Source organism: Sciscionella marina DSM 45152, assembly GCF_000379465.1.
In the GTDB taxonomy this organism is placed as follows: Bacteria; Actinomycetota; Actinomycetes; order Mycobacteriales; family Pseudonocardiaceae; genus Sciscionella; species Sciscionella marina.
Window position 1 is genome coordinate 63300 of sequence record NZ_KB905382.1, and the last position, 13962, is coordinate 77261.

Sequence of the window (13962 nt, forward strand, 5' to 3'; positions counted from 1 at the left end):
CCTGACGAACAGTCGCTGGTCGTGAAGAGGGTGTTCCGCTCAGCCTCTCACCGGATGAGCCGATGGGCTGTCGCATGCCAGTCGATGAGCATCGGAGAATGGCCAAAAACGGGCGCGAGTTCCGGTGTCACCCGAATTGCCCGCACGGCGTGATCAGCCTCGAAGTTGTGCCCGTCCCGATCAGATAGTCGTAGAGCCGGGCCAGGCTCGGCTCGTCGATCTCGATGTGCCGGGAACCCAGTTCACCGGGATGGACCACGGCTTCACTGCTCCGTGGCCGCGAGCGCGGCGAGGATGTCCCTGGTCGCCTCGTCAGCGGGGAAGAAGGTCTCGATCGCGATCTCGTCGGTGGCGACATCCCGCGGGGAGCCGAAGACGGTGACCGCGTAGAGCAGGGAGAGCTCACCGGCCTCGGTGCGCAGCCGCATGGGCGTAACCGGTCCGGTGTCCGGCACGGGTGCTTCGCCCGGCTCCGGTGCCGGGTAGCTCGTCAGCTCGGCCAGCAGCCCGGCCAGTTCCGGATCGGCGGTCCGGTCGAGCTGGCGGCGCACCCGGCGCAGGGTGTGCTCGCGCCAGTGCGCATGATTCCGCAGCTGGGACGCGAGCCCGTCCGGATGCAGGGTGGCCCGCAGCATGTTCACCCGCGGTTCACGCAGCGACCGCGGGATTCCGGTGAAAAACCGGGCCATCGCGCGGTTTCCGGCGAGCAGATCCCAGTGCGCGTTCACCGCGACCGCGGGGTTCGGTTCGTGCCCGGCGAGGATGGCCTCCACCGCGGCCCGCACCACGCCGAGGTCGTCGAGCGGGCGTTCGGTGTGCACCGGGGCGAACCCGGCCGCGAGATAGAGCGCATTGCGTTCGCGCAGCGGAACATCGAGCTCGGCGCAGAGCCTGCCGAGTACGGCGGGGCTCGGGTTCGCCCGTCCGGTCTCCACGAAGCTCAGGTGCCGCGCGGACAGTTCGGCGGCGAGCGCGAGATCGAGCTGGGACCGTCGCCGCCGTTGCCGCCACTGGCGCAACAGGGTGCCCACCGCAGGACTCATGCGACCACAGTAGGCGATTACTCCTGAGGTAATCGACGGATCGGGCGCGGACCACGAGGATCACGGTCATGTTTCTGATCGAGATCGCACATCCGGCGGGCGCACTGACCGATACCGAGCGGGGCAGCATCGCCGAGTCGATCACCGAACTGATCACGACGGCGCAGGAGGCGCCGGAGGCGACCATGCGCCGTGCGCGCCGGATGACCCATATCGCGTTCCGGGAACTGCACGGCTGGCACACCGGGGACGGGCCGGTGCGGCCCGGGGCGGCGCCCCCGGTGCTCGCGAGCATCACGGTTCCCGAGGCGTGGCGCGCGGAAACGGCGCGGCACGTGATCGGCGCCGTGCGCTCCGCGATCACCGGTGTGGACCGGGAAAAGGGCTGGACCAGGGCGGGCGGGGACCTGTGGATCAACGTGTTCGGGGTCGCCGAGGGCAGTATCGGGCTGAATGGCAAGGCGGCCGATGCCGACGCGATTCTGGCCTATATGACCGAGGAATTCCGTGTCCTCGCCGAATCCGGTGAACTCGGCCCGATTCCGGAGGGCAAGCTGCTCGATCCGGTCTGCGGCATGCTCGTGCACCGGGGCAAGGGTACGATCCTGCTCGAACACGACGGCGCCACGCTCGGTTTCTGCGCGCAGTCCTGCCGGGACGCCTACGCCCGCGAACATGGGCTGAGCCAGGCCTGATTCAGGGCGAGATGCCCCGGTCTCGCGCGGGGCGAGACCGGGGCATCGGCGGGGAAACCGATGGCGGGTGGGATTCCTTCGGCAGGGTCGGGAACCCGGGCCTCAGGGGCTGATCGCGAGGAACACGAATCCGGCGAACAGCGCCAGATGCACCCCGCTCTGCAACAGCGTCGCCCTGCCCGGAACCACGGTCAGCGAGCCGACGACGACGGTCAGCGCGAGCAGCACCGTGTGTGTGGCGTCCAGGCCGAGCACCAGCGGGCCGCGCAGCCAGATCGAGGCGACGGCGATGGCGGGAATGGTGAGCCCGATGCTGGCCATGGCCGAACCGAGGGCGAGGTTGAGGCTGGTCTGCATCCGGTCCCGGCGCGCCGCGCGCACGGCGGCCAGGGTTTCCGGAAGCAACACGAGCAGTGCGATGATCACCCCGACCACCGCCTGGGGCAGCCCGGCGGCGGAGACGCCGGCCTCGATGGTCGGCGAAACCGCTTTGGCGTCCCCGACCACGGCGATCAGCGAGACCAGCAGCAGGCCGAGGCTGATCAGTGCCGCCTTGGAGCTCGGCGGGTTCGCATGCTCCTGCTCCTCGAGCGGGGTTCCGTCCGGGGAGACCGGCAGGAAGTAGTCGCGGTGCCGCACCGTCTGCATGGTCACGAACAGTCCATAGAGGATCAGCGAGGCGACCGCGGCGAAGGTGAGTTGTGCCGGGGAGAAAGCGGGACCGGGAGTGGTCGTGGTGAAGGTCGGCAGCACCAGGCTGAGCGTGGCCAGGGTGGCGACCGTGGCCAGCGCCCCGCCGGTGCCTTCGGCGTGGAAGGACACGGTGCGGTGCCGCAGTGTCCCGGTGAGCAGGGCGAGCCCGATGATCCCGTTGCAGGTGATCATCACGGCGGCGAACACGGTGTCCCTGGCGAGGGTGGCCGATTTCGCTCCACCGTCGGCCATCAGCGTGACGATCAGGGCCACCTCGATCACGGTCACCGCGACCGCGAGCACGAGTGAACCGAACGGTTCGCCGACCCGGTGCGCGACCACCTCGGCGTGGTGCACCGCGGCGAGGATGGCACCGGCGAGGAACAGCGCCACGAGCCCGGCTACGGCGGGATGCAGGGCGCGGCCCCAGGTGGCGATGAGCGCGATGATGGCGAGCAGGGGAACCCACAGCGTCCATCGCGCCGTCACCGCCCGGATCACCGTGCTCATCCGCAGACTCCTCCCGTAGCCGAATCGTGTTCGGGCTCCAGGATGTCATGCCGCTCGCCGGGTCTCGGGTATTGCGCCGGTCCGGGCGGGTCAGGACTTGCGCGCGCCGTCCGGATGCAGCACCGGGAATTCCTTCTTCCACGCGGTGATGAACTCGGCGCTCGGGCGTACCGCTTTCGGATCCTGTTGGTCCGCGTACTGCTTCTCACCCCACCGGGTCGCCGCCGAACGCTGCTGCGGGCTGCCGTGGTCGTCCTGGCAGTCGCCGATGGACGAGCTGAGTTCGGTCGCCTTGCCCTGGGCCGCGCCGTCGAATCCCATGCCATTCGGGTGCGTCACGAAATATCCGGAGAACGCGTCCGCACCCATTTCCAGTGCGGGACCGCTCGCATCGTAGTTGTTCGCGAACTGATTCTGGTGACCGTATTCGTGCGCGAGTACGACGGGAACGCCGATCGGGCCGAAACCGAATTTGGCCGCGGCATCCAGAATTCCGTCCCCGAGCTCGATGCGCTTGTCCGGACCGGGCGCGGAATAGGCGTTGAAGGTGAGAACCGGACTACGGCCGTTCTTCAGTTCCGGAATCTTGGCAAGCACCGTATGCACGTCCGCGGCATCGGTCTTGGCCTGTTCCGCGCCGTCCACGAGCGAGAACAGTTTCGTCACCTTGGCCGGATCGGCCAGATCGGTGCCGTGCGCGGGAACCAGCTGGATGTCCTTGCTCTGGATGTCCCAGAAAGAGCGGAGCTTGTTCATGGTTCCGGTGCTCTGCTCGGTGTACTGCCCATCGGTGCCGAACTTCTGGTCCGGCCCTTCCTTGGCAACGCTTCCCGCGTAGTCGAAGGCGAGGCTGCCGAGCAGGCCCGAACCCCGTTGCTCTTGGCTCGACATGGCCTTGTTGAGCTGGTCCGCCCAGCCGAGCAGTGCGCCGGGGGTGCAGCCCGCGCGGCTTCCGGTCCCGGTGTCCAGCAGACTGTTTCCCGTCTCGGTGCGGATTCCCTTGGCCCGCAAACCGTTTTCCAGGCGGGTGACGTCTTGTTTCAGCTTGTCCACCGCGGCCTTCAGACCGGGCGCGTCGTCCCCGGTGGCCGCGCCCGCGGTGCCGATCGATCCGGCGATCGCGATCGAGGCGATGGCCACAGCGGTGCCCACTCGCACACCAGCTCGCATACTCGTCCTCCACACTCCGCCCCGGCGACCGGGCGTCACCAGGCTTCCGAGCAGACTCTGCGGCAGGAAATCCGCGCGGAACACCCGGCGCTGGGTGGGTACGTGTTCACCGAAAGTAGCTCCCGGACCGTTCGGGACATTCAGCCGTCGATCACCGGAACAGACGTGCAACCGGCTCGGCGTTGCGGCGAACGGGCGCGTGTGGCGCAGCGAATGGCCGCGCCCACTGCGGCGTTCGGCCTACCCCGTTCGGTGCGCCCGGATGCTCACGGCGGATCGGCGAGCCCGGTCCGGTATGCGGAGATCACCAGTGGGGCGCGGTCGTGCGCGCCCCACCAGGTGCACCACATCGAACTCCCGTTCGGTGAGCCCATGGCCGCTGGTGTAAGCGTCGATGAGGGGGCGGATGATCGTGCGGGCGAGCAGGGCCGCACCCGCGGCGACCATGCGGATCGCGTTCCGCGGTTCGGCCGGATCGGTGTCCTTGAGCAGGAATTCGTTCGCCCCGGCATCCGGCGCGGCGAGCAGTTCCCGGGTGGCGCGATGCCGTCCTCGCCGGTCACCTCGGTGCACACCAGGCCGATGGCGGCCAGTTCCGTGCAGCCGGTGGTGACCGCGAGACTCGATGCCACCGAGATCAGGCGGTTCACCACCGATTTCCACCACTCGGTGCACATCCACCTCGTGCAATTCCAGGTAATCCGCTGAGCCGCGCTATTCGGGCGTGAAGCGGACGAAGGGCAGGTTCCTGCCGACCTCGCGGTAGTCCTCGGCAGTGCCGTCGACGGCGAAGCCCATGAACCGCACCAGCCGCCGCGCCGCCCGCGGATGCCGCACCGCGTAGTCGGCCATCACCTCCGCGCCGTCCTCGGTTTCGAGTGGTTCGGCGAGGGCGGGGACGGCGCGATTGCCGACCTGGATCCGCGCCTGTGGGGTGGCCAGCACATTGCGGTACCAGGCCGACTTCTGGCCGAATCCCGAGCAGGTGAAGTAACTTCCGGTGCGCTCATCCCTGCCGACCACCTCGATCACCACCTGTCGCGGCTTCCCGGATACCCGGCCGGTGTGCGTCAGCAGCAGCATCCGTGAGCCGAGCAGCCAGCCGAGCCGCAACCGGTAGAGCCGGATCGGCAGGCGGAACAGCAGGCGGGGGAGTCCGGTCGGTGGAGCGGGTTTCTTGATGACCTGCATGGCTCTCCTCGGGTGCCGGAGTTCGGGACAGTAGGGCGATCGCCCAATTTGGGCACTCGCCCAAATATAGCCGAACCCGCGGCGCTGCGCCAGTTCGTGTTTCACATGTGTCGTAGCCAGATGTTGATGGCGGCGATAGCGGCTTGGTAGCGGACGGCGAATTCGTCGTAACGAGTGGCGACCGCACGGTGTTGTTTGAGCAGGCTGATGCCACATTCGACAGCGTGGCGTTGTCTGTAGCCGGTTTTGTCGAAAACGGGTGGACGCCCACCATTGGATGCCCAGGGACACCGACGCGTTCGCCGACATCGTCCAGCTCGCGGCGAACCCGGAGAATCGTCCCGACAACGGGGGCGAACCGTTCACCATCATGGCCACCATGACCGAACAAGCCCTGCGCGACGGCATCGGCGCCACCACTATGGACGGCGCCATCATCCCGGCCACGCGGCTACGCCGCCCGCGGCGCCGGAATCATTCCCACCGTCCTCGGCAGCGAGGGCGAAGTACTCGACACGGGATGCCGGGACCGCACCAACGGCGGCCATACCACCGAAAACGACACAGTGCTCCTATGCGCCCACCACCACACCCTCATCCACAACACAGAATAGGATGTCCACATCCACCACGGCAAACCCGAATTCACCCCACCCGAATACCGGCAATTCGGCAACCGAGCCGACCGCGTTCGGGGCTAATCCTCGACCATCAACCGGCACAGCGGCCCGGCCACGCTCCTGATGTCGAAATCAGGGTCGACCGAACCATGCAGCGCGAGCCCGTCCAGCGCGGCCCCCAGTAGCGCCGCGATGGGCTCGGCCTGGTCGTGTTTCCCGTGTGCGCGCAGCCAATCGCCGACGCAGCCGCGGAAATCGGCGAGGACGGCTGCCAGCTCGGTGCGCAGCAACGGATCGCGCCCCGCTGCGAGGAATGCCTCGACCAGTGGAAGCGAGGCGGAATTATGACCGCTGTACCGGCACAGCTCATCGAGCAGCCAGTGCATCCCGGCCTCGATGTCGTCGTGCGCGGTGAGTGCGGCCGCAGTCTCATCGAGCAATCGCCGTACGTAGCCACCGCAAGCCTGGCTGAGCAGTTCGGCGACCGAGGAGAAGTGGTAGTGCACGAGGCCGGGGTTGACGCCGGCGCGTTCGGCGACAAGGCGCGTCGTCACACCACTCCAGCCGAGCTCGCCTACCAGCTCGACGGCAGCGGTCAGCAGCCGTTCGCGGGTCGCACGGCCTCGTCCGGCCGTCGCATCCGGCACGGGCTCCTCCTCGGCGATCATCTTGGTTGTCCGCCCAATTCTAGGCCGCTTCAGTGGACGCTCTCGTCCGCGGCGGAGTCCGACGGTTCGCCGATGCGGCCGAGCGGATGGCTGCTGGCGTCCGATGAACTCGGGAACCCGGCGCGCTCCCCGGGCTCGGCGTCGTGCCGTGTTCCGGACAAGCATCCTTGCTCAACATACATACTGCATGTATGTTTATGGCAACGTTCCCAGGAGGTCGCCATGGCGCAGCACAGCGAGACACTCGGCCCGGCCCACGAGGTCACCGTAGGCGGTACCCGGATCCGCTATCACGACACGGGCGCTGGGCCGCCGGTGGTGTTCGTGCACGGGGTGTTCGCGAACGCGGATCTGTGGCATGAGCTCGTCCCGGAGATCAGTGCGGCCGGGTACCGCTGTCTGGCCCCGGATTGGCCGCTCGGTTCGCAGGAGATCCCGGCGCTCGGCCAGGATCTCGCCCCGCCCGCGGTCGCCGATCTGATCGCGGGGTTCCTCGCCGAACTGGGCCTCGAGGATGTCACCGTGGTCGCGAACGACACCGGCGGCGCGCTCACCCAGCTGCTGTTCACCCGCCATCCGGAGCGTATCGGCCGGGTGGTGCTGACCTCTTCGGACTGCTATGAGCAGTTCTTCCCGGGATCGCTGAAGCTGCTCACGCTGTTCGCGCGTATTCCCGGATCGATGCGGCTGCTGACCGAGCTGCTGCGGTTCCCCGTGCTGCATCCGCTGGCGTACGGCATGCTGAGCAAGCGGGGTGTGCCGCTGGAGGTACGCGAGTCCTTCCTGGCGCCCGCGCGGAACAATGCGGCCGTGCGCCGGGATCTGCGACGGTTCAACGCAGGCGCGCACCGCCGGTACACACAGGCGGCGGCGACCGAGTTTCCCCGGTTCACCAAGCCGGTGCTGCTAGCCTGGTCGAGTGCGGACCGACTCTTCCCGGCCAGCCTCGCGCACCGGCTCGCCGGTGACCTGCCGAACGCGAGCCTGCGATTCATCGCGGATTCGTACACGTTCAGTCCTATTGACCAGCCGCAGCGCCTGGCCGAGCTGATTCTGGAGTTCGCCGGCCAGCATGCCCCGTCGTAGCCAAGTCGACCGCTCCCGCGAGACGAAGACCGCGCTGATCGCGACCGCTCGCGAACTGTTCGGTGCGCACGGCTATACCCAGGTGTCCGCCGAAGAACTGGTCACGGCCACCGGGTTGAGCCGTGGGGCGCTGCATCATCATTTCGGCGACAAGCGGGGACTTTTCCTCGCCGTGCTCGAACAGATCGAGCAGGAGATCACCGCGGAGGTCGCCGAGGCGATCCAGGGCCATCCGGAGCTGTGGCAGGGCATGGTCGCCGCGCTCCGCTGCTACCTGGACAGCTGCCAGCGTCCGGAGGTCATCCAGATAACGCTCACCGACGCGCCCGCGGTGCTCGGTTGGAAAGCGTGGCGGGAACTGGAGACCGAACACGGGCTGGGGCTGATCACCGAGGCGCTGCGCGGCGCGGCCGCGGCGGGAATCCTGCGCCCCGCACCGATTCCCGCGCTCGCGCAACTGCTGCTCAGCGCGATCATCGAGGTGAGCCTGATCATCGCCAACGCCGAGGACCCGGAGCAGGCCCGAGCCGATGCCGAGCAGTCACTGCTGCTGCTCGTCTCCGGCCTGCTCCAGTCCTGAGCTGTCAACGTCCCAGCTTTCAACGTCTCGGCTCTCAACGTCTCGGCTCTCAACGTCTCGGTTCTAGCGTTGCAGCCCTTGCTCGATGGCCTCGATGATGCGCGGCCGCAGCTGCGCCACGCTGACGATCGCGTCGACCGAACCGACCTCGACCGCGCGCTGGATGCTGTGCACCCGGTCGAATTCCGTGGCGACCTCACCGAGTTTCTCCGCCCGCACATTCGCCTGTACCTCGGCGAGCTGTGAGTTGAGCGTGGCCCGCTCGGTGCCGCCCGCCGCACCGATTCGCGCCTGCAGTTCGGTGACCCGCGGGTCGTTCGCGATGCGCTTGTTGACCTCGCCGGAGAACACCACGGCCGCCGCGGGGGCGCCGCCGAGTACCGAGGCGAACGAACCCTCGAGCGCGAGCACCGTCATGTTCGGGTTCAACGCCTTGGAGAACACCACGAACGCGCCGCCGTGATAGCGGGAGATCACGCAGAACACGATCGGCCCGGAGAAGTTCACGATCGCGCGGCCGATCTCGGCGCCGTACTCCAGCTGCAGTTTGCGCATCGACTCGGGGGAACCGTCGAAACCGGACAGGTTCGCCAGCACCACGAGCGGCCGGTTGCCCGAGGCCGCGTTGATCGCGCGCGCCGCCTTCTTCGAGGACCGCGGGAACAGGGTGCCCGCGGTGTAGGTGTCCGGCCCGTCGGTCGGCGGGAAACCGCGCCGGGGCACCGCGCGGGATTCGATCCCGAGCAGGCACACCGGCAGCCCGCCGAGATGCACATCCTGCACGGCCGCGGTGTCCGCGTCCGCCATGCCCGCCCAGCGTTCCAGCACCGGATGGTCCTGGTCCGAGAGCGCGCGCATCACGGTGCGGATGTCGAACGGCTTCTTGCGGTCCGGGTTGTGCTCGGCGGAGAAGATCTCGCCGACGGAGGTGAACTCGCTGCCCACGATCGCGTGCGGGTAGCCGGACACATCCCGGTCCACCGGATCCGTGCTGCCCGCGCGGCGCGGTGTGGCCTCCCCGGGGCAGACGTAGGTGTGGTCGTAGTGGCTCAGCAGCACATCCCGCGCGGCGGCGAGGTTCGGCGCCCAGTACTGCGCCTGCCCGTTCGGGCCCATCACCCGGTCGTAACCGCCGATGCCGAAGTTGTCCTCGGCCGAGACACCACCGGAGAAGTCCAGCGACTCCTTACCGGTGAGCACCATCGCCGAATCCGGGGTCATCACCAGAATTCCCTTGGTGTGCATGAGCATCGTGGCCTCGGCGTTCCAGTACGGCTGGGCGCCGACGTTGATGCCCGCGACCACGATGTTGATCTCGCCACCGGACTGGGTGAACTCCACGATCCGCTTGAGCGCGGCTGCGACCCAGTCCATGTTCTCGGTGCCCGAGGACATGGAGATCCGGGCACCCGCGGAAAGCGCGTACCACTCCAGTGGCAGCTGCAACCGCTCGGCGAGATCGAGGGCGGCGATGACCCGGGAACACTCGGGTTCGGAGAGCGCGCCGAGCGATTTGGTGGGATCGCCGAGCAGAATCACCCGCCGCACCCCTTCGGGATGGCGCTCGGTCGCCGTGGACACGATCCCGGCGACGATCGCGGCCGAGTTCCGCCCGCGCGGCCGGTCGACCGGGACGAGCGCGCTGCCCTCGTCGAGGTCGTGCTCGGTGAACTCGCCGAGCAGTCCGGTGAGCTCGTAGGGGTAGATCGTGTTGCGACTGCTGGCGCGCAGCACCTTCTGCCGGTAGTCGTCCAGCGGTTCGACCGGCTCGTTCGAGGGCGCACCGACATCGAGTTCGGCGCGTCCGGTCGCGTCGAACCGCACGCGCACCGCGATCTTGGTCAGCTCCCCGGTTTCGGCGTCCCGCTGCCGCGCGATGAACAGGATCTCCTCGAGCCCGGCGCCCGCGGTCGTGGGCAGCACGCGTTCGGTGATCCGCTCCAGTTCCGCGCGGGTGATATCGCTCGGCGGCCACACGTAGACCACGATCCGGTTGGTGTTGAAGCGTTTCTTCGGGTCGCCCCGCCGGGACTGCGCGCGGCGGATCGAGTCCAGGCAGGCGTCGATGGTGTCCTCGGCGGTGGGCAGCGCGATCAGCCTGCCGTCGTGCTCGCGCAGTTCGGTCAGGTCCCGCACCTGGGCGAAGGCGACCAGCCGGTCATCGGCCGGGTTCTCCCGTGCCACGCACTGGAACAGGTACACCTCCTCGTCCGAGGAGGGCAGCCGGGTGAGATCGAATTTGCTCAGCCGCTCCAGCTGCATCCGCTGCGCGATGTACGGGTGCAGCCCCCGGATCAGCCGTTCCTCGCTCATCCCGGTGGTGGACGGGCGGAAGGTGAAGTGGTGGTGCATCACCGCTCCGCCGCTGCCCGCGACCGTGGTGGTGAGCCTGCGGACCCGGTCCGGAAGCGGGTGCGCGCCGATGACCTCGTGCAGTGCCGCGACCGCCGCATCCGAATCCTGCGGGCGGCTCTCCCAGGACAGGTAGATGTCGGCGTCGATGGCCTCACCGGTTCCGGCCAGCTCCGCGAGCCCGCGCAGTGCCCCTCCGAGCCCGTCGAAGCTCACCGCGCAGGACACCACCCGGGAACCCGGGTAGTCGGCGGCCACGAAGGTGGCACCCGCGTTCTCGCTGACCTGAAGGTTCGTGAGCCCCTTGTTGCCGTAGTAGCGCCTGGTCAGCACCTCCAGCATGACCGTGTTGTCCTTGGGCTCGGCGTCCATGCGCACCAGGCGCTGGCCGAGCAGCCGCACGAGAGGTTCGGTGCTGCGCACCATCTCGGCGATGCGCTCGGCGCGATCGGGTGCCTCCGGGTTCGCGTCCAGGTGGCGCAGATGCCTGCGGACATCGGCGTAGACCCGGGCCCGGATGCGGCGCAGCAGCGGCTGGCCGAACCAGGCGAACACCAGACCGCGCGCGAGATCGGAGACCGCGGGGAACCGGGCCTGGGTGGCCGAGACCAGTCGTTCGAGCGCCAGGCCCGCCGGTTCGCGCAGCGATTCGTCCGGCGGCGGCTCCTGCAGCCAGGCGCGCAGCAGGGCGGCGACCGCACCCGCGTCCGCCGAGGAGCGCTGCTGGGTGAGGAAGATCCGGAATACCGCGGCCTCGAGCTCGGGGGTGTGCTCGAGCTCGGTGACGCCGTACCGGCTCAGTGCCTTGGCCAGCTTCGTCTGGAATGTTTCCGGCAGCCCGGCCCGTTCCACGTCCAGGCTTTGCAGGTAGGTGTGGAAGTTCTCCCGCGCGCTGTGCACATGGCTTTCCGCGCCGTCCTCCCCGCTCGGCCGGTTGCGGCTCAGCTCGGCGAGATCGGCGAACACGTCGATGAGCCCGAGTTCCTCGGCGAGTGGACGCTTGTCTTCGGCGATGGCCGCCTTGCGCGCGTCCAGGTAGTCGTCGAGTACCCGGCGCTCATCGTGCGGGTCGAGGTCGAAACCGAGCAGCAGGCTGCGCAGGTCCTGCAGGCCGCGCTCCACGCGCTGTTCGGTGGAAACCGTTCCCGGTTCGGCGGGCAGGTCGATCTCGGCCTCGGCCCCCGAGTTCTGTCCAGCACCGGAATCCTGCTCGTCCTCGTCATCGGCGAGCGGTTCCAGGCGCAGCAGCGGGGCCCCCGTCTCGATCTGGCTGCCGACCGAGACCGGGAGTTCGGAGACCTTGGCGTTGAACGGCGCGCGCAGCACCGTCTCCATCTTCATGCTCTCCAGCACCAGTACCGGCGCCCCCGCCTCGACCTCATCGCCCACCGCGAGCGGGGTGGCGACCACGAGCGCGGGAGCGGGCGAGCGGACCACGCCGCCCTCATCGCGGCTGACCCGGTGCGTGACCCCGTCCACCTCGACCAGGTGGATCGGCCCGTGCGTGCCGGTGACCAGGCGGAACTGGTGACCGTTGACCGTGATCTGGCCGCTGTGCGTGTCGAAACGCTCCAGCTCGGCATCGGCGTGGTGCACCTCGCCACCGGCGGAGATACCGATCCGGAATCGCTTCTGGCCGACCCGGACCACGGTCACCCGGTAGCCGACGCCGCGGAGCTTGAAGTCCAGCGGACGGCCGCTCTCCCTGCGCACCTGCGGGCGCCCGCCGAACGCGGAGGACAGCAGCTGCTGGCGGGCGGCGGTCTCCTCGTCGAGGTAGGCCTCGATGGCGGCCGCGGTCAGCGCGATCGCCGAATGCCGCTGACTGACCAGGCGGCCCTCCGCGCGCACCCGGTCGATCCAGCCGGTGTCCGCGCTGGCGTCGATCACTTCCGGCGCGTCGAGCAGATCGAGCACGAAGCTCTTGTTGGTCGCGCCGCCGTCGATGATCACCGTGGTCTCGGCCATCGCGCGGCGGAGCCTGGCCAGTGCCTCGTCCCGGTCCCGGCCGAAGGCGATGATCTTGGCGATCATCGAGTCGAAGTCGGCGGGAATGGTGTCGCCCTCGGAAACCCCGGTGTCCACCCGGATTCCCGGGCCCGCGGGCAACGTCAGCTTCGCGATCCGGCCGGGGGCGGGCGCGAAGTCCCGGTCCGGGTCCTCGGCGTTGAGCCGTGCCTCGACCGCGTGCCCCAGCTCGACCGGATGCGGGCCGGAGAGCTTGCCCCCGGAGGCCACGTGCAGCTGCAGCTTGACCAGATCGGTGCTCGTGGTGCTCTCGGTGATCGGGTGCTCGACCTGCAGGCGGGTGTTCACCTCGAGGAAGGCGAACAGCTTCTCCCCGGGGTGGTACAGGAACTCCACGGTGGCCGCGCCCCGGTAGCCGACCGCGACGGCGAGCCGCTCGGCCGAGGCCTTCAGCTCGGCAGTCTGTTCCTCGCCGAGCACCGGGGAGGCGGATTCCTCGATGATCTTCTGGTTGCGCCGCTGCACCGAGCAGTCCCGCACGCCAAGCGCCATGGCGGTGCCCTGGCCGTCCGCGATGACCTGGACCTCCACGTGCCGGGCCCCGGTGACCAGCCGTTCGAGGAACACCACCCCGGAACCGAAGGCACGCAGCGCTTCGGAACTGGTGCGCTCATAGGCATCGGCGAGGTCCTCGGCGCTGGTGACCTTGCGGATTCCGCGACCGCCGCCGCCCGCGCTCGCCTTGAGCATCAGCGGGTAGCCGATCCGGTCCGCGGCCTGCACCGCCTCCTCAAGGCCGGCGACCTCGCCGCGACTCCACGGGGCGACCGGGACGCCGACCTCCTCGGCGATCAGCTTGGCGCCGATCTTGTCGCCGAGCTTGCGCATCGCCTCGGCGCTCGGCCCGATGAACGTGACCCCGACTTCCTCACAGACCTCGGCGAAGGCCGGGTCCTCCGCGACGAAACCCCAGCCGACCCAGGCCGCGTCCGCCCCGGTGTCTACCAGCGCCTGCTTGAGCACCGCGTGATCGAGGTACGGCCGCGCCGAGGCCGGGCCGAGCGAGTACGCCAGATCCGCTTCCCGCACGAAGGTCGCCGAACGGTCCGCGTCGGTGTAGAGCGCGACCGTCTCGATCCGCGTCCCGGTTTCCGCACGGAGATCCCGGACGGCGTGGATGAGCCGCATCGCGGCTTCCCCACGGTTGACGATTGCGACACGCTTGAACACCGGCTGATCCTCCCGAAACGACACACGTAGCAGGCGATGTCCGGATCTCGGAGCATCGCCTGTACCTCGACCCCAAGCCTGCCCCGTTACCGGGCGGTACACCATGTCCGGCTCGACGCACGCCGAGGCCGTGCCGTTGTGGGAACCCGCCAAAAA

Annotated in this window: 12 protein-coding genes; 4 read left to right on the plus strand and 8 right to left on the minus strand. The window is 68.8% G+C overall.

Annotated features, from left to right (window positions below; genetic code table 11):
* Nucleotides 1–127 precede the first annotated feature (127 nt).
* A complete protein-coding gene (locus A37U_RS54375; RefSeq protein WP_020496622.1) occupies nt 128–259 on the minus strand; it encodes a hypothetical protein in 132 nt (43 codons plus the stop codon).
* A gap of 4 nt (nt 260–263) precedes the next feature.
* On the minus strand, nt 264–1043 hold the full coding sequence (locus A37U_RS0110635; protein WP_026197080.1) for a helix-turn-helix domain-containing protein: 780 nt from the start codon (nt 1041–1043) through the stop codon (nt 264–266).
* 68 nt (nt 1044–1111) lie between these two features.
* On the opposite strand from A37U_RS0110635, the gene A37U_RS0110640 reads away from it, so the two are divergent.
* Nucleotides 1112–1738 (plus strand): YHS domain-containing protein, encoded by a 627-nt coding sequence (locus A37U_RS0110640; protein WP_020496624.1) that lies wholly within the window; start codon nt 1112–1114, stop codon nt 1736–1738.
* 102 nt (nt 1739–1840) lie between these two features.
* Here A37U_RS0110640 and A37U_RS0110645 read toward each other — a convergent pair whose 3' ends face one another.
* The 3 genes from A37U_RS0110645 to A37U_RS0110655 all read right to left on the minus strand — a co-directional run bounded on the left by A37U_RS0110645 (nt 1841) and on the right by A37U_RS0110655 (nt 4684).
* Nucleotides 1841–2941 (minus strand): calcium:cation antiporter, encoded by a 1101-nt coding sequence (locus A37U_RS0110645; protein WP_020496625.1) that lies wholly within the window; start codon nt 2939–2941, stop codon nt 1841–1843.
* 90 nt (nt 2942–3031) lie between these two features.
* Nucleotides 3032–4111: a hypothetical protein gene (locus A37U_RS0110650; protein WP_026197081.1), complete on the minus strand. Its 1080-nt coding sequence runs from the start codon at nt 4109–4111 to the stop codon at nt 3032–3034.
* Nucleotides 4112–4351: 240 nt separating this feature from the next.
* A complete protein-coding gene (locus A37U_RS0110655; RefSeq protein ID WP_020496627.1) occupies nt 4352–4684 on the minus strand; it encodes a helix-turn-helix domain-containing protein in 333 nt (110 codons plus the stop codon).
* A gap of 9 nt (nt 4685–4693) precedes the next feature.
* Between A37U_RS0110655 and A37U_RS54380 the strand changes: the two genes are divergently transcribed.
* Entirely contained in the window at nt 4694–4819 is a 126-nt protein-coding gene (locus tag A37U_RS54380; protein WP_276140749.1) for a cupredoxin domain-containing protein, read from the plus strand.
* Between the two features lie 6 nt (nt 4820–4825).
* On the opposite strand, the gene A37U_RS0110665 is transcribed toward A37U_RS54380, so the two are convergent.
* Together A37U_RS0110665 and A37U_RS0110670 are read right to left on the minus strand one after the other, a co-directional pair.
* Entirely contained in the window at nt 4826–5302 is a 477-nt protein-coding gene (locus tag A37U_RS0110665; protein WP_020496629.1) for a nitroreductase family deazaflavin-dependent oxidoreductase, read from the minus strand.
* A 697-nt stretch (nt 5303–5999) separates the two neighbouring features.
* Nucleotides 6000–6569 (minus strand): TetR/AcrR family transcriptional regulator, encoded by a 570-nt coding sequence (locus A37U_RS0110670; protein WP_026197082.1) that lies wholly within the window; start codon nt 6567–6569, stop codon nt 6000–6002.
* A 243-nt stretch (nt 6570–6812) separates the two neighbouring features.
* Between A37U_RS0110670 and A37U_RS0110680 the strand changes: the two genes are divergently transcribed.
* Both A37U_RS0110680 and A37U_RS0110685 read left to right on the plus strand, forming a co-directional pair.
* The gene (locus tag A37U_RS0110680; protein ID WP_020496632.1) at nt 6813–7676 is read left to right on the plus strand and encodes an alpha/beta fold hydrolase; all 864 of its coding nucleotides are present in this window, start codon (nt 6813–6815) and stop codon (nt 7674–7676) included.
* Nucleotides 7663–8256 (plus strand): TetR/AcrR family transcriptional regulator, encoded by a 594-nt coding sequence (locus tag A37U_RS0110685; RefSeq protein WP_020496633.1) that lies wholly within the window; start codon nt 7663–7665, stop codon nt 8254–8256. The genes A37U_RS0110680 and A37U_RS0110685 overlap by 14 nt, the downstream gene beginning before the upstream one ends.
* A gap of 63 nt (nt 8257–8319) precedes the next feature.
* Here A37U_RS0110685 and A37U_RS0110690 read toward each other — a convergent pair whose 3' ends face one another.
* Nucleotides 8320–13806 (minus strand): ATP-binding protein, encoded by a 5487-nt coding sequence (locus A37U_RS0110690; protein ID WP_020496634.1) that lies wholly within the window; start codon nt 13804–13806, stop codon nt 8320–8322.
* Between the last annotated feature and the right edge of the window lie 156 nt (nt 13807–13962).

What these genes read in the sequence shown, in the direction of transcription:
- A37U_RS0110635 (WP_026197080.1), bottom strand. Translation starts at nt 1,043, where the DNA reads ATGAGTCCTGCGGTGGGCACCCTGTTGCGCCAGTGGCGGCAACGGCGG.
- A37U_RS54380 (WP_276140749.1), top strand. Translation starts at nt 4,694, where the DNA reads ATGGCGGCCAGTTCCGTGCAGCCGGTGGTGACCGCGAGACTCGATGCC.
- A37U_RS0110640 (WP_020496624.1), top strand. Translation starts at nt 1,112, where the DNA reads ATGTTTCTGATCGAGATCGCACATCCGGCGGGCGCACTGACCGATACC.
- A37U_RS0110685 (WP_020496633.1), top strand. Translation starts at nt 7,663, where the DNA reads ATGCCCCGTCGTAGCCAAGTCGACCGCTCCCGCGAGACGAAGACCGCG.
- A37U_RS0110680 (WP_020496632.1), top strand. Translation starts at nt 6,813, where the DNA reads ATGGCGCAGCACAGCGAGACACTCGGCCCGGCCCACGAGGTCACCGTA.
- A37U_RS0110665 (WP_020496629.1), bottom strand. Translation starts at nt 5,302, where the DNA reads ATGCAGGTCATCAAGAAACCCGCTCCACCGACCGGACTCCCCCGCCTG.
- A37U_RS0110645 (WP_020496625.1), bottom strand. Translation starts at nt 2,941, where the DNA reads ATGAGCACGGTGATCCGGGCGGTGACGGCGCGATGGACGCTGTGGGTT.
- A37U_RS0110650 (WP_026197081.1), bottom strand. Translation starts at nt 4,111, where the DNA reads ATGCGAGCTGGTGTGCGAGTGGGCACCGCTGTGGCCATCGCCTCGATC.